Source organism: Stutzerimonas stutzeri (assembly GCF_024448895.1).
Lineage (GTDB): Bacteria > Pseudomonadota > Gammaproteobacteria > Pseudomonadales > Pseudomonadaceae > Stutzerimonas > Stutzerimonas stutzeri_Q.
Genome location: NZ_JAMOIC010000021.1, coordinates 22,244 through 36,755, shown reverse-complemented (window position 1 = coordinate 36,755; position 14,512 = coordinate 22,244). Strand labels below are relative to the sequence as shown.

Below are 14,512 nucleotides of genomic sequence, written 5' to 3'. Positions count from 1 at the left end.
GCCGACATCGCCGCAGCAAATATCGCTTCACGCAGCCACCGTTAGCCCTGATGGTTGCTAGGCTCGGAGCATGCCTGGTTGCCCGTCAGACTGCCCGCATACAACACGCCTTCCAACGCCGACAGGATGAGCCCGTGATGGAAACCTACGACGCCGTCGATCTGGATCAACCCTTCGCTGCAGTTCCCGATCTGATCGCATACTGGGCAAAGCATCAGCCAGATCATCCCGCGCTGATCCAGGACGACCGCACGCTGAGTTTTGCCCAACTCGACCGTTACATGAGCCGCGTTGCGGCGGCGCTGCAACGTGACGGCGCGAAGCCGGACGACGTGCTTGCTATCTGTGCGTACAACTCCATTGAGTACGCCGCGGTGTTTCTCGGCGCTTTGCGGGCCGGTGTCGCCGTCGCGCCACTGGCCCCTTCGGCAAGTCCCGAAAGTCTGCTGACGATGCTGGCCGACGCCTCGCCTCGGCTGGTCTTCCTCGACGCGAACGCAGCGGAGCATCTGAAGCGGGTCTCCAGCCGACTACCCTGCCCTTTCCTGCGCCTGGATCAGTCGTCGACACTGGCGGACTGGCTCAGCGATTCCGCACCGGAGCCGGTCGAGATCCAGCCGGAATGGGCGTTCAACATCATCTATTCCTCGGGCACCACAGGCGAGCCCAAGGGCATCGTGCAATCCCATGCCATGCGCTGGGCGCACCTGCGGCGCAGCGCTGCCTACGGGTACGGCGACAACGCCACGACGCTGATCTCCACGCCGTTGTACTCGAATACCACGCTGGTGGCCTTTCTGCCGACGCTGGCCCTCGGCGGCACCGTAGTGCTGATGCCCAAGTTCGACGCCGGGGAATATCTGAGCCTGGCGCAGCGGCACGCGGTCACGCACACCATGCTGGTGCCGGTGCAGTACCAGCGGATCATGGCCCACGACGACTTCGATCAATACGACCTCAGCCACTTCCGCTACAAGATGTGCACCAGCGCGCCGTTCAGTGCAGCGCTGAAGGCGGATGTTCTGGCGCGCTGGCCGGGCGGGTTGATCGACACCTATGGCATGACCGAAGGCGGCGGCACCTGCATCCTTGCAGCCCATGAGCATCCGGACAAATTGCACACCGTCGGCAAGCCAGCCGAGGGACATGACATCCGTGTGATCGACGATGCCGGTAACGAGCTGCCTGAAGGCGCTATCGGCGAGATCGTCGGGCATTCCCCGGCGATGATGACCGGCTACCTGAACAAACCCGAGAAGACCGCCGAAGCCGAGTGGTTCGACCCGAGCGGCAAGCGCTTCATCCGCACCGGCGACGTCGGCCGCTTCGATGCCGAGGGCTTCCTCACGCTGCTCGATCGCAAGAAGGACATGATCATCTCCGGCGGCTTCAACCTGTACCCGAGCGATCTCGAAGCCATCCTGCGGGAGCATCCGGCCATCGGGGACGTGGCCGTGGTCGGCGTGGCTTCGACGCGCTGGGGAGAAACGCCGGTAGCTTTTGTCGTCCTCGCGTCTGACGCAACCCACGCACCCGAAGCGCTGCTGAGCTGGTTCAACGACCGTGTCGGCAAAACCCAGCGCTTGGCCCGCCTTGAATTAATCGATGAGCTGCCACGAAGCGCCATTGGCAAGGTGCTCAAGCGCGAGTTACGGGATCGGTATCTTTCTGAGGACGGCGCGGCGGACTGAAGGACGCCCGCCTGCGCCGTGACGGAATGGATCAATAGCCGCGCTGGACGTCGACGATGCCGCTGATGGACTGCCCTTGTTCCAGGGCGAGAATCTTGTCGGTGATCTGAGCAATGGTGGCCTCGCGCAAGGTGCGCGCCGAGACGTGGGGCGTGATGGTGACCTGCGGCATCTGCCAGAACGGGTGCGACGTAGGCAGCGGCTCCTCACGAAACACATCGAGCACGGCGCGCGCGACTCGCCCCTCTTCAATAGCTCGGCAAAGATCCTCGTCTACCAGATGTTCGCCGCGACCGACATTGATCACCACGGCGTCGGGCCTGAGCTTCGCGAGCAATGAATAGTCGATGAGGTCTCGCGTGCTCTCGGTCAAGGGCAGCATGTTGACCAGCACGCGTGTCTCGCCAAGAAAGCCGTCGAGTTCGGCAGCGCCGGCAAAGCTGCGTACGCCGTCCAGAGCATGCGCGGAGCGAGCCCAGCCGCTCACCGGGTAATCCAGCCCGGCCAGTGTGCGGGCGACACGCTGGCCGATCTGGCCGAGGCCGAGCACGCCGATGGGCCACTCGCTGCGTTCGATGGGGCGTCGCAGTTTCCATTGCTTCTCGGCTTGTTGCTCACGGTAAAAATCCATGTCCCGGCTGATGCCGATTGCGTGATAAGCGACGTACTCAGCCATCTGCACGGACATACCAGCGTCCTCAAGACGCACCACCGGAATGTCGCGCGGCAGGTTGGGCACCTGGACCAACGCATCGACGCCCGCGCCCAGGTTGAACACGGCTTTGAGATGAGGCTCCTTGTCGAACAGCGCGGCCGGCGGATGCCAGACGATGGCGTAGTCGGCCCCGCAGCTCGGCATGTCCGAATGCCAGACCTGAATGTCAGCCTCAGGCAGATGCTGCTGGATCAGACTGGTCCAGCGCTCGGGCTTGGGATCGGCGGCACCAAAGAGGATTTTCATGGGCGTTCTGCTTTTGCTCGGATGAATGACCGTCCGCCTCGGGGGCGGACAAGTGATCGCCTCAGCCTACCGCTAAATCGCATAGACGTGGCCGTTGGCCTCCAGCAGACGCAACAGGGCTGGCCAGGTGAGCTTGGCGGCCATGCCGAGTTCAGCCGATTGCTGACGGGTCGTTTCGATGGCTGCAGCCGAGGGCATGTGCGTCGGCCCGCACGACTGGGCGCGCACCTGGATCTCACAGGCCTTCATCAGGAAATACAGGTAGGTGAAGGCTTCGGCGACGGTGCTACCAGCGGTGAGCACACCATGATTGCGCAAGATCATCATTTGCTTGCTGCCCAGGTCGCGGATCAACCGCTCGCGCTCGGTCAGATCCAGCGCGACGCCTTCGTATTCGTGGTAACTGATGTGATCGAGACAGAGCATCGCCGTCTGACTCAGTGGCAGCAGGCCGTCGCGGTGGGCGGAAACCGCCGTACCGTCCGCGGCGTGCAGATGCATCACCGCGCCGGCATCTTCACGCCCCATGTGAATGGCGCTGTGGATGGTAAAGCCCGCCGGATTGACACGATGCAGGCTGCCGCTCTGGACGATCTGACCCTCGCGATCCACTTTCACCAGGGACGAGGCCGTGATCTCCTGAAACAGCAGGCCGTAGGGGTTGATCAGGAAATGATGCTCTGGGCCCGGCACGCGTGCCGACAGGTGAGTGAACACCAGATCGTCCCAGCCGAAATGCGCCACCAGGCGATAGGCTGCAGCGAGGTCCTTGCGCACCTGCCATTCCGCTTCCCGATTCGTTGAAGTTGAATCTTGCATAGCTTTGCTCCAGTGGTTACGTAGGTGCCCGTGGCGCATGGCACTCGTTCATTCGCTGTCCTCAGGCCTCTTGAGCGCGACTGGCGTGTTTGCGGTTCTCCTCTTCCTGCAAGGTGCGCCACATCAACTTGCCGGTTGACGAACGTGGCAACGACGCGACGAACTCCACGTATACCGGCGCCTTGTAGGCAGCCATTTCCGCCTTGCACCAGTCGATGATGTCCTGCTCGCTGACCAGCCCAGCCTGGCCGTTGCGCAATACCACACAGGCCTTAACCGTCTCGCCGCGCTTGGGATCGGGGCAGGAAATGACGCAGCACTCCTGAATCGCCGGGTGGCGGTACATCAGGCTTTCGACTTCCGATGGCCAGACCTTGAAACCGGAGGCGTTGATCATCCGCTTGACCCGGTCGACGAGGAAGAAATAGCCCTCTTCATCGTAGTAGCCCATATCGCCGGTGCGGAAAAACCTGTGGCCGTCCAGTTCGATGAAGGCGCGCTCGGTCTCTTCCGGACGGTTCCAGTAACCCTGGAACAGCTGCGGGCCGCGGCTGACGATCTCGCCTACTTCATTGGGGCCGAGCTCCCGCTGGTCACTCAGGTCGATGACGCGGCTGTCAACATCGAATACCGGGATGCCGAGGCATTGCGCTTTGGGTCGCGGCACTGGGTTGATGTGGGTGGCCGCAATGGTTTCCGACAGCCCATAGCCTTCGATATAACGAAGACCAGTGAGCCGATGCAGCTTCTCCTCCACGGCCTTGGGCATCGCGGCACCACCGCCACCCACACTGACCAGGCTGGACAGGTCGTAGCGCTCGACATCGGGATCGGAGAGGAAATCGATGGCCATGGTGGCGATGTTCACCCAGCCGGTCACCTTGTGTCGCTCGATCAGCTGGGCCGCGACCGTGCGGTCCCAGCGGGTCATGATGACCGCGGTGCCACCGTTGTAGATCGGCCCGCTCATGGCGCCTTGCATGCCGGTGACGTGAAAGTACGGCAGCGTCGCGAGGATCACCGATTCGCTGGTGCTGTTGGTCCAGACCACGCGATGGATGATGGTTGCCATGGCGGAGCGGTGGGTATGCATGCAGCCTTTCGGCGCGCCCGTGGTGCCTGAGCTGTAAGGGAACACGCACAGGTCGTCCGGACCAGCCGTGTGCGATCCCGCCTTGTGACCGGCGCGCAGGGCTTCGCTCCAGGCGATGCCGCCAGTGAAAGCCGGCGCTACGGCTGGTGCCCGCACCTCGGCTGGCAGCGCAAGATCGGTGGGCTGGCGAAGGTATTCCGAGTAAGCCGCAACGACGACATGGCGCAACTGCGCTGTGCCGACCAGGGGCGAGATAAAGCCGGTGAGCTCCTGCCCACAGAGGCACAGGGCCGCGCCAGTGTCGTGCAGGTAGTGCTCCAGCTCGGCGCTGTGGTTCATCGGGTTGACCGGGATCACCACGGCATCCGCGCGCAGGATCGCGTAGTAGGCGATGGTGAACTGCGGCGAGTTCTGCATGTACAGCAACACCCGATCACCCTTGGCCACGCCCAGGTGTTGCAGGTAACCGGCCAGCGCTTCAACCTCGCGCAACAGCTCGGTGTAGGTGATCAGGGTGTCGTAGAAGATGATCGCCGTCTTGTCCGGATAGCGGCGCGCGGAGACTTCGAGATTGTTGAACAGGCTGGTTTCCGGAACGGTCAGGTGCTTGGGCAGATCTTCAGGCCAGACCCCATGATGACGAGTGAACATTACTGAGCTCCTGAATCACAATTGACGGCCAGATCGGCCAGTGCCCGCTCTTCGCCCCACTCGAGCCAGCACCGGGTATCGCGCAGCGGCGTGATGGCGATGCGTTTCGCGCGCAACGCCGTAACGTCGAGTTCGGGGTCGGTGATATGGGCGGATGAGTGTTCGAACCCAAGCCACCAGTACGGCAGACCGCGACCATCGTGGCCGGCCTGCAAACGCGGTCGGGTGATCGAACCGCGGGATTGCCGGGTCATCCGCAGATGGCTGACGGCGCCAGCCGGGCAAGCCGGGAAATTCACATTCCAGCAACAACCGTTTTCTTCACGACGCGCCCAGAGCGCGCGGATCGTGACGGCGGCGTAGGTTTCTACGCAGGACCAGTCGATCAGTGTGCGGTCCAGAAAGGCCTGGCTAAGACCGATGGCCGGCACACCGAGCAGGTCGGCGCTGAGAACCGCACCGAGGGTGCCCGAGTAAGGCACCGAGTCGCCGATATTCGCTCCGCTGTTGACGCCGGACAGCACCAAGTCAGGCGGCGAGTCCTGCAGCCATTCGGCCATTGCGAACATCACGCAGTCGGACGGTGTGCCGGAAACGGCGAAGCGCCGCTCGCCATGGTGATACACGCGCAACGGCGCATGCACCGAGATGCCCTGTCCTGTGCCGCTCTGGTCGTGCTCGGGCGCGACTACCCAGACTTCCTCTGCCAGTTGCGCGGCGATTCGTTCGAGCAATGCCAGACCCGGCGCGGCAATGCCGTCATCGTTGGTCAGCAGGACACGACGCAGCAACGGCGCATTCATGGGGTCACCCCGCTGCCGCCGCTCTGGGCGATCCGCCAACCGGCGTCGGCAAGCAGACCGGCGCGCTGCCCGACCTGCAACGCATCGGCATTACTGGCATTGCCCTGCAAGGCCCGCGCGTACACACCCTGAAGAATCGCCGCGAGCCGGAACAGCGAAAACGCGACGAAGACATGCCAGTCAGCAATGGAACCGCGTCCGCTCTGCTGGCAGTAACGCGCCAGCACCTGCTGCTCGGACGGAATACCCAACGCCTGCAGATCGAGCCCGACCAAGCCGCGCAAGCCCTCCACGCCAGCAGGCAAGTGATACGGCAGGCAGAAGTAAGCAAGGTCCGCCAGTGGATGACCGATGGTGGAAAGCTCCCAGTCGAGAATCGCCGCTACCCTTGGCTCGGCTGGATCGAAGATCAGATTGCCTAGTCGGTAATCTCCATGGGCGATGGCGCATTCGTCACGCTGCGGGATCTGCTCCGGCAGCCATTGCATGAGACTTTCCATCGACGGCATGTCGTCGGTGCGGGACGCCTGATACTGACCGGACCAGCGCTTTACCTGACGGGCGAAATACCCTTGGGCCTTGCCGAAATCACCCAGCCCCACGGCCTCTACGTCGACCTGATGCAATGCGGCCAGCGTATCGATGGCTGCCATGTGAATCGGCTCGCGCTCGGCAACAGCCAACTCGTCCAGCGCCGGATGGCTGAAGATCCGCCCTTCGACGTGATCCATGACATAGAAAGCGGTGCCGATTACGGTTTCGTCTTCGCATAAGAGATGCACCGAGGGCACCGGCACGCGGCTGTGTTCCGAAAGCGCGCGGATCACCTTGTATTCGCGCTCGACCATGTGCGCCGACGGCAGCACCTTGCCCGGCGGTTTCTTGCGCAACACGTAACGCCGCCCGGCGCTTTCCAACAAATAAGTGGGGTTGGACTGCCCGCCCTGAAACTGGCGAACATTCAGTTCGTCGCCAATGCCTGGCAGGTGGTTGCGCAGGTATCGCGCCAGCGCCGGTTCATCTAACCGATGCGCCGGCAGTACGTCGATCAGCTCGGGTTCGTTCATTGCCACGCCCTCAGCATGCAGTTTCACCGCCGTCTGCAACGATCACCTGGCCGGTGATATAGGCGCTGGCGGGCGCTGCCAGAAATACAGCAAGGCCGGCGATATCCACCGGTTCACCAATCCGGCGCAACGGCGTTTTTTCTGCGGCGCGGCGGACCCGCTCCGGATCATCCAGCAACGCTTTGGCGAAATCGGTACGTACGAGCCCCGGTGCAATAGCATTGACGCGGATGCCCTTGGGGCCCCACTCGGCCGCGAGATTGCGGGCCAGCGCCGCCTCGGCCGCCTTGGATACACCATAGGTGCCGATCACAGTGTTGCCGCGCAATCCGGCAATGCTGGAAAGCATGATCACCACCCCCTCGCCACGCTCGGCCATCTGCGGCAACACCATGTTCGAGAGCCAGAAGGTGCCCTTGACGTTGGTGTCCATGATCTTGTCCCAGGCGTCGTCGGTCAGCTCGCCGGTGGGGCCGTATACCGGATTGGTGGCCGCGTTACAGACCAGCACGTCGATGCGTCCCCAGGTTTGCAGGGTCGTGTCTACCAGCCGCTGCAGGTCTTCCTTGCGACCCACATGGCAAGGCACTGCGATGGCCTCGTAGCCAGCGGCATTCAGCTCAGCGGCAACGGCGTCGCAGGCGTCAGCTTTGCGGCTGGAAATCACGACCCGCGCGCCGCATTTGGCCATTTCCTCGGCAATGGAGCGGCCGATGCCGCGGGTGGAGCCGGTAATCAGTGCCACCTTTCCGGTCAGATCGAACAGCGGATTGGTCATCTGGCTTCGTCCTTCTTGTTGGTGTTATCAGGCGCTCAGCGCTTGCTGGAATAGTTCTTCAATTCGAGCTTGGCGATGGTGTCCAGATGCACTTCGTCCGGGCCGTCGGCCAGTCGCAGCGTCCGTTGGTGGGCCCAGGCAGCAGCGAGAAAGCTGTCCTGAGAGACGCCCTTGGCGCCATGGACCTGGATCGCACGGTCCAGCACGCGCAGCGCCATGCTCGGGGCCGCAGCCTTGATCATGGCGATCTCCTGCCGCGCCACCTTGTTGCCGACGGTGTCCATCATCCGCGCGGCTTTCAGCGTCAGCAGGCGTGTCTGTTCGATCTCGATGCGCGAGCGGGCGATGTCTTTGCGGATCGAGTCGAAGTCCGACAGCGGTTTGCCGAAAGCAACCCGCTCATGTACGCGCTCACACATGGCCTGCAAGGCCCGCTCGGCCACGCCGATGGTGCGCATGCAATGGTGGATACGGCCCGGGCCAAGACGCCCCTGTGCGATTTCGAAACCACGGCCTTCACCGAGCAGCATGTTGCTGGCCGGTACGCGAACGTTGTCGTAGTGGATTTCGGCGTGCCCGTGGGGTGCGTGGTCGTAACCGAACACGTTGAGCGCCCGAATGATCTCGACGCCTGGGGTGTCCAGCGGAACGAGGATCATCGATTGCTGGCGATGCCGTTCCGCGCCGGGGTCGGTCTTGCCCATGACGATGGCGATCTTGCAGGTCGTGGTCATCGCTCCGGACGACCACCATTTGCGCCCGTTGATGACGTATTCATCACCGTCGCGACGGATTTCGCAGGCGATATTGGTGGCATCGGACGAAGCCACCTCGGGTTCGGTCATTGAAAAGCAGGAGCGTATTTCGCCCTCAAGCAACGGCTTGAGCCATTGTTCCTGCTGCTCCGGGGTGCCGTAGCGCGCGAGCACTTCCATGTTGCCGGTATCCGGTGCGGAGCAGTTGAAGACTTCGGACGCAACATGGGAGCGGCCCATGATTTCGCAGAGATGGGCGTACTCGAAATTGGACAGTCCGGCGCCATGTTCACTTTCCGGGAGAAACAGGTTCCACAAGCCCTGCGCCCGGGCCTTGAGCTTCAGCTCTTCAAGAATCGGCGGTGGCGCCCAGCGATTGCTGGCCGTGGCGACCTGCTCATGGAAAACGTGCTCGTTGGGGTAGATATGCTCGTCCATGAATGCCGTGAGCTGTTGCTGGAGCTCCAGCGCTTTACCGGTCAGTTCATACATCGCCGTGTTCCTTGTTGTTGTTATGGGTAAGGAAATCCAGGGGCACGCCTTGCGCTTGCTCGCTGCCGGAACGCAGACGAAACGTCGCTTCGCCGATGGCAAGCAGCCGGTCGTCGGCGTCACGGACTTCACCCGAGCTGTTGAAGATGCGGCTTCCCCCGGCGCGGCGCCTGCCGATGGCGCGGATCACTCCACCGGAGCACTGCCCGGTGAAGGTGGTGTTGAGCACCAGCGTGATCGCTTTGCGCACCCGGCCGGAATAAGGGCAGTAGGTGCCGGCTTCGGCCAGCACCACATCAAGCAGCGATGTAATCACTCCGCCGTGAAGCACGCCGCCCATGTTCAGGTGACAGGCCTGCACGTCGAGCTCGATCACCGCCTCGTTTTCCGTCCAGGACACCTGACGATAGCCAAGCACCTGATGGAAACCGGGAAGGTCCTTGCCGCCGCTGATCGGTAGTTCCTCAGAAGGGTTTGCGCTTGTGGGTTGATCCATAGCCAGCCCTACCCCGCCCGGAGAAGACGGAGAAGGTCGCGCAAGCGGACCCGTGCCGTCCTGTCAGTGATGCGGATGCCTGAATGCATAGCGAGTCTCTCGATTGTTTTTGTGGCGAGTCCTCTCCCTTTTGAAGCTGGCACGCTTGAAACCATGCGTCAATTCGAAATCCAGTTCCATCAGGCAGAATTATGACGACCCACAAACAGAACCGTCTAAGCTCAACCGCGAGCCCGGAAGGCATCATGCAGCCAGCGAACCGACACAACCTGAAAGACAAGAGAAGCAGCGATAGCTATCTGCTAGCGCTTGAAAAAGCCCCGAGCTATGTTAGCTTTCGATCAGCTTTGCAAAAGTCAGTTCTGCTGTGCGAAACAAGCATGCGACACACGTGATACAAAAGATGGCCCGCAGCCAGACAATTACAACAAGAGGACGCGTTATGAAATCCATGCTCAAGAAGCTACTCGTACCGGCCAGCCTGGTCGCTTTCGCAGTGGCGGCGGTGACATCACCGCTGGCCGTCGCGCAGGACGTCACCAAGTGGCGCGTCCAGTCCCACTGGCCGAGCGCCAGCAGTTCCTATAAAGACAGTCTTGTTCGGTTGAAGACCGAGCTTGAACGGCGTACCGAAGGCCGCTTGCAATTGCAGCTATTCGAGGCCGGTGCTCTGTTCAAAGATACGGAAACGTTCAACGCTGTCAGCCGCGGCATCTTGCAGATGGGCACGATTTCGCCCGGTTACGCCCAGGACAAAATAAGCTTGGCCGGTATCGCCTCCGGTCTGCCCTTCGCATTCCGCAACGTCTGGGAAGCCGCGTACTTCCACAAACACATGGGCTTCGAAGACATGCTTCGCGAGGAAGCTGCCAAGCACAACGTCTACTGGTCCACTGACAAGGTCTACCCCACCGAGATGGTGGTGAAGAAGCCGATCAACAGCTGGGAAGATTTCACCAAGCTGAAGATTCGCTCTTCCGGCGCGCTGCAGAAGTTTTTGAGCGAAGCCGGCGCATCGACCACGTTCCTGCCCGGCAGTGAGCTCTACCCCGCGCTGGACACCGGCGTGGTCGATGCCGCGCATTGGGGTGCCGCACAAGGCGCGGCGAGCATGAGTTTCTATGAAGTGACCAAGTACCACGTCAAGCCGGCACTCAATATCGCCGGTACCGATGTGATCATCGTCAGCCAGAAAGCGCTCGATGGCCTGTCCGAGAAGGACCAGGAGACAGTCAAGCAGGTCCTGGATGAGCAGTTCTGGTACCGCACCAACGAGTACCTGTATCAGGAGCAGATAGCTCTTTCCAACGCCATCAAGGAGCACGGCGTCGAGGTCAATACCTTGCCCGAGGATGTGCAGAAGCGTCTGACGGAAATTGCGCAAAAGACCTGGGACGCCGAAGGCAAGCGCAGCGACAACGCCGCAAAGGCGCTGCAGATGCTCAAGACCATGCTTGGTGATCTCGGCTACCTCTGACCTGACGGCTCGCCAGCGCACCAGACGTTCGCACTGGCCAGGTCTCTAGGCCTGCCAGCGCGAGCGCCGCCGGTGTGAATTCGCTCCCGATTCGCCATGCTGCCCTGGAGTTAGCGATGCGCCTCATTCATGCGTACATCAACGGCATCACGCGGCTGAACAACCTGATTGGTCGTTGGGCGGCGTATCTGATCTTCGTCATCTTCCTGCTGCTGATAGCCGAAGTGTTCATGCGCTACCTACTCTCTGCGCCGACTTCGTGGACCAACGAACTCGGGCAATTGCTGTTCGGCGTCTATATCGTCCTCTCCGGCGGCTATGTGATGGCCCAACGCGGTCACGTCAACGTCGACCTGCTTTACAGCTCGCTCTCGCGCCGCACTCAGGCCTGGGTCGATATCTTTACCTCCTCGATGTTCTTTCTGTTCATGGCCGCGTTGCTTTACTTCGGTAGCTCCATGGCGTGGGAGTCGGTTCAGAGCATGGAAACCTCCTACTCAGCCTGGAACCCGCCGATCTGGCCGATCAAGTTAGCCATTCCCATAGGCACGGCCCTGTTGCTTCTGCAGGGCGTGGCAAAGCTGCTGCAAGACATCCTCGTGGCGCTGAACCTGGAACCCGGCAAGGATCTGCCCGAGTCTTCCATGGAGGGGAACAAATGAGCATCGAGATCACGACGCTGCTGTTCTTTCTATCGCTGATCTTTTTCCTGGTACTCGGTCTGCCGCTGGCTTTCGTGCTTGGTGGCGTCTCGGTGCTGTTTCTGTACTTCACCTGGGGCGCCGACGCTTTCTACATGGTGGCCTCGCAGATGTGGGGCACCATGGGAAGCTTCACCCTGGTGGCCATTCCGCTGTTCGTATTCATGGCCATGCTGCTGGAGCGCACCGGGGTAGCCCGCGACCTCTATCGAATGATGCACCTCTGGTGTGGCGGCATGCGCGGCGGTCTGGCGGTCGGCACCTTGGGCATCTGCGCGATTTTCGGCGCGATGGTCGGCATCAGCGGGGCTGCGGTGGTGGCCATGGGCACCATCGCGCTGCCGGCAATGCTGGAGCGTGGCTATGACAAACGCATGGTGCTTGGCTGCATCAATACGGGCGGCGGCTGGGGCATCCTGATTCCGCCAAGCATCATGATGATCCTCTACGCGATGATCAGTGGCGTCTCTGTCGGCAAGATGTTCGCTGCGGGCGTTCTGCCGGGCATCTTGCTGGTCGCGCTGACGGTTATCTATGTACTGGGTCGTTGCTTCTTCCAGCCACACCTGGCACCCGCGCTGCCGAAAGAGGAACGCGGCAGCTGGGGCGACAAACTACGAGCGATCCGTGCGGTAATACTGCCCATCGGCATCGTGGTGATGGTGCTTGGCTCGATCATCGGCGGCATGACGACGCCTACCGAAGCCGCAGCCATGGGCGTGCTCGGTGCGCTGATCTCGGCAGCCGTTTATCGCAAGCTCAATTGGGAGATCGTTCAGGAAGCGGCTATCCGCACCTTCAAACTGACGGGCATGATCGCCTGGATCCTGTTCGCAGCCCACGCCTTCAGCTCGGCCTATCAAGGCATGGGTGCGCAGTCGCTGATCGAGGGGTTGATGATGGATCTGCCCGGAGGTCGCTGGGGCATCATCATCACGATGATGGCCATAGTGTTCCTGATGGGCATGCTGCTCGACCCGGTGGGCATCATGTTGATCACGCTGCCGGTGTTCTTGCCCATCGTGGCGTCGCTGGGATTCGACCCGATCTGGTTCGGCATTCTCTTCGTGATCAACATGGAGATCGGCTATATGACGCCGCCGTTCGGGTTCAACCTGTTTTATCTGAAGGGCATCGTGCCGCCAGGCATCACCATGCGCGACATCTACTGGTCGGTCATCCCCTTCGTGATCGTCAACATCATCGGGCTGGGCATCATCATGGTCTTCCCCGAGATCGCGACGTATCTGCCAAACCTGCTGTTCTGAGATTGACGCAGAATGAAAAAGCCGGAGCAGATGCTCCGGCTTTTTTGTTTCGATTAATCAAATGATGTTGGCGTAGTCCGCTTCGATCCGATCCAGACTCAGGTGATTGAGGAAGTTGGAAAAGCACATCCAAGCCGAAAGCGCATTGAGGTCCTGAAATTGCTGCGGCAGGTATTTGGGCGGGACCACCATACCCTCCTCGACCAGCTGACGCAGGGTGCGCATGTCCTCCAGCGTGGTCTTGCCACAGAACAGCAGCGGGATATGTTCCAGCTTGCCTTTGCGCACCGCGAGCTGGATGTAGTTGTAGATCATGATGAAGCCCTTCAGGTAGGACAGGTCCTTGGTGAAGGGCAAGCCATCGGGCGTCGAGCCACGGAAGACCCGGCTGGCATTGCTGTAGCACTCATCCTGGGCATAACCCTGGTCGTGGAAGAAGGCGAATACGTCAAGAAAGTCGGCGCCCTCCTCGGCCATGTGGATCGCACGGGTGCGGTTGGTGAGCTTGCGCAGGCGCGTCGGGTAAGAGGCGAAGGCGATTACTTCCATCAGGATCGCCAGGCCTTCTTGGGTCACCGTCGAGGACGGCGGACCCTTGGCAAGAAAGGTACAGATTGGCTGGTTCTGACCGTTGAGCGTGGTGCCGACGTGTACCAGCCCTTCATGGACTTCCAGGGCACGCACGTCGCGTTCGTTGAACATCGCATCGCTGCGAATCTTGATGTAGTCGGCGCCGGCTGCGGCATCGGCGAGGATGCCATCGGACTCGAAGACGCGGATCACACCTTCACCCTCGCCGAACACCAGGTCCAGGCGACGTTGCAGCATGTCCACCGCCTGCGGTGCGGTCAGGATCTTGGCTTCGTCTTTCAGGTCGCCGCGGTCGGCAATGTTGTTCAGGTAATCGGACAGCATCAGCCCGAGGTCGGCCAGGGTCGGGTCGCCGGCGTGGAACGCATCTGAGGCGGCGCCATAGAGTTCCTGGGAGATCAATCCGAAATCGGCAGTGCCGCGTGCTTCGAGCATGCGGATCACCATGCGGTATTCCTTGCACATGCGTCGCATGATCTGCCCGACCGGGTTGAACTGGCCCAGTTGGCGGGTGATATCGCGCTCGATGTTCTGGAATTCTTCTTTCTTTGCGCTGGAATCGAAGCCGAGCGGGCGGTTTTCGTAATAGGCACGGTCGATTTTTGGCAACTCACGTCCGCCGGCGGCGAAAAAGCCCTGACGGATGCTGTCATCCCACTTGACCGCATCGAGTACCCGCACCGGGGTCTGCGCATCGACGATGCGGTCGGACAGGCCGCGCACCGTTAGTTGGTATTCGTCCAGGTTGTTACGGGAATTCATCCGTACCTCGTCAGTGATGATCCGTAGCCTTCAACTTATACACCAGCGGACCACGCTGATCCGTGCCCGGTTCGCCAAAGGCCGCTATCACGAGAGCATGTCGGCCG

General features: G+C 61.3%; 13 protein-coding genes. 4 read left to right on the top strand and 9 right to left on the bottom strand.

Annotated features, from left to right (window positions below):
• Positions 1–137: 137 nt before the first annotated feature.
• Positions 138–1,691, top strand: a complete 1,554-nt coding sequence (locus NA619_RS20130; RefSeq protein ID WP_255963590.1) for a class I adenylate-forming enzyme family protein — start codon at positions 138–140, stop codon at positions 1,689–1,691.
• A gap of 31 nt (positions 1,692–1,722) precedes the next feature.
• Here the strand turns inward: NA619_RS20130 and NA619_RS20125 are convergent, their stop codons facing one another.
• From NA619_RS20125 to NA619_RS20090, 8 genes are all read right to left on the bottom strand, one after another.
• A complete protein-coding gene (locus NA619_RS20125) occupies positions 1,723–2,652 on the bottom strand; it encodes a 2-hydroxyacid dehydrogenase (RefSeq protein ID WP_255963589.1) in 930 nt (309 codons plus the stop codon).
• Between the two features lie 72 nt (positions 2,653–2,724).
• Complete coding sequence (locus NA619_RS20120; protein WP_255963588.1) at positions 2,725–3,471, bottom strand: class II aldolase/adducin family protein; 747 nt, start codon at positions 3,469–3,471, stop codon at positions 2,725–2,727.
• A gap of 61 nt (positions 3,472–3,532) precedes the next feature.
• Positions 3,533–5,215, bottom strand: a complete 1,683-nt coding sequence (locus NA619_RS20115; RefSeq protein ID WP_255963587.1) for a long-chain fatty acid--CoA ligase — start codon at positions 5,213–5,215, stop codon at positions 3,533–3,535.
• A complete protein-coding gene (gene surE, locus NA619_RS20110; RefSeq protein ID WP_255963586.1) occupies positions 5,215–6,018 on the bottom strand; it encodes a 5'/3'-nucleotidase SurE in 804 nt (267 codons plus the stop codon). Before surE ends, NA619_RS20115 begins: the two co-directional genes overlap by 1 nt.
• Positions 6,015–7,085: a phosphotransferase gene (locus NA619_RS20105; protein WP_255963585.1), complete on the bottom strand. Its 1,071-nt coding sequence runs from the start codon at positions 7,083–7,085 to the stop codon at positions 6,015–6,017. The genes surE and NA619_RS20105 overlap by 4 nt, the downstream gene beginning before the upstream one ends.
• Positions 7,086–7,095: 10 nt before the next feature.
• Positions 7,096–7,863: an SDR family NAD(P)-dependent oxidoreductase gene (locus tag NA619_RS20100; protein WP_255963584.1), complete on the bottom strand. Its 768-nt coding sequence runs from the start codon at positions 7,861–7,863 to the stop codon at positions 7,096–7,098.
• A 35-nt stretch (positions 7,864–7,898) separates the two neighbouring features.
• On the bottom strand, positions 7,899–9,110 hold the full coding sequence (locus NA619_RS20095; protein WP_255963583.1) for an acyl-CoA dehydrogenase family protein: 1,212 nt from the start codon (positions 9,108–9,110) through the stop codon (positions 7,899–7,901).
• Positions 9,103–9,606, bottom strand: coding sequence for a PaaI family thioesterase (locus NA619_RS20090; RefSeq protein ID WP_255963582.1), 504 nt, complete (start codon positions 9,604–9,606; stop codon positions 9,103–9,105). Before NA619_RS20090 ends, NA619_RS20095 begins: the two co-directional genes overlap by 8 nt.
• 442 nt (positions 9,607–10,048) lie before the next feature.
• On the opposite strand from NA619_RS20090, the gene dctP reads away from it, so the two are divergent.
• From dctP to NA619_RS20075, 3 genes are all read left to right on the top strand, one after another.
• Positions 10,049–11,083: a TRAP transporter substrate-binding protein DctP gene (gene dctP / locus NA619_RS20085; RefSeq protein WP_255963581.1), complete on the top strand. Its 1,035-nt coding sequence runs from the start codon at positions 10,049–10,051 to the stop codon at positions 11,081–11,083.
• 116 nt (positions 11,084–11,199) lie between these two features.
• Complete coding sequence (locus tag NA619_RS20080; RefSeq protein WP_255963580.1) at positions 11,200–11,745, top strand: TRAP transporter small permease subunit; 546 nt, start codon at positions 11,200–11,202, stop codon at positions 11,743–11,745.
• A complete protein-coding gene (locus NA619_RS20075) occupies positions 11,742–13,052 on the top strand; it encodes a TRAP transporter large permease (RefSeq protein ID WP_255963579.1) in 1,311 nt (436 codons plus the stop codon). The genes NA619_RS20080 and NA619_RS20075 overlap by 4 nt, the downstream gene beginning before the upstream one ends.
• A gap of 57 nt (positions 13,053–13,109) precedes the next feature.
• Here NA619_RS20075 and NA619_RS20070 read toward each other — a convergent pair whose 3' ends face one another.
• Positions 13,110–14,405 carry a flavohemoglobin expression-modulating QEGLA motif protein gene (locus tag NA619_RS20070; RefSeq protein WP_255963578.1) on the bottom strand — a complete coding sequence of 432 codons (1,296 nt, stop codon included), beginning with the start codon at positions 14,403–14,405 and terminating at the stop codon, positions 13,110–13,112.
• Positions 14,406–14,512: the final 107 nt, after the last annotated feature.

Bases quoted from the DNA above. Each gene is read 5' to 3' on its own strand.
- NA619_RS20125 (WP_255963589.1), bottom strand. From the start codon at position 2,652: ATGAAAATCCTCTTTGGTGCCGCCGATCCCAAGCCCGAGCGCTGGACC.
- NA619_RS20105 (WP_255963585.1), bottom strand. From the start codon at position 7,085: ATGAACGAACCCGAGCTGATCGACGTACTGCCGGCGCATCGGTTAGAT.
- NA619_RS20080 (WP_255963580.1), top strand. From the start codon at position 11,200: ATGCGCCTCATTCATGCGTACATCAACGGCATCACGCGGCTGAACAAC.
- NA619_RS20120 (WP_255963588.1), bottom strand. From the start codon at position 3,471: ATGCAAGATTCAACTTCAACGAATCGGGAAGCGGAATGGCAGGTGCGC.
- NA619_RS20100 (WP_255963584.1), bottom strand. From the start codon at position 7,863: ATGACCAATCCGCTGTTCGATCTGACCGGAAAGGTGGCACTGATTACC.
- NA619_RS20090 (WP_255963582.1), bottom strand. From the start codon at position 9,606: ATGGATCAACCCACAAGCGCAAACCCTTCTGAGGAACTACCGATCAGC.
- dctP (WP_255963581.1), top strand. From the start codon at position 10,049: ATGAAATCCATGCTCAAGAAGCTACTCGTACCGGCCAGCCTGGTCGCT.
- NA619_RS20130 (WP_255963590.1), top strand. From the start codon at position 138: ATGGAAACCTACGACGCCGTCGATCTGGATCAACCCTTCGCTGCAGTT.
- NA619_RS20070 (WP_255963578.1), bottom strand. From the start codon at position 14,405: ATGAATTCCCGTAACAACCTGGACGAATACCAACTAACGGTGCGCGGC.
- NA619_RS20095 (WP_255963583.1), bottom strand. From the start codon at position 9,110: ATGTATGAACTGACCGGTAAAGCGCTGGAGCTCCAGCAACAGCTCACG.
- NA619_RS20075 (WP_255963579.1), top strand. From the start codon at position 11,742: ATGAGCATCGAGATCACGACGCTGCTGTTCTTTCTATCGCTGATCTTT.
- surE (WP_255963586.1), bottom strand. From the start codon at position 6,018: ATGAATGCGCCGTTGCTGCGTCGTGTCCTGCTGACCAACGATGACGGC.
- NA619_RS20115 (WP_255963587.1), bottom strand. From the start codon at position 5,215: ATGTTCACTCGTCATCATGGGGTCTGGCCTGAAGATCTGCCCAAGCAC.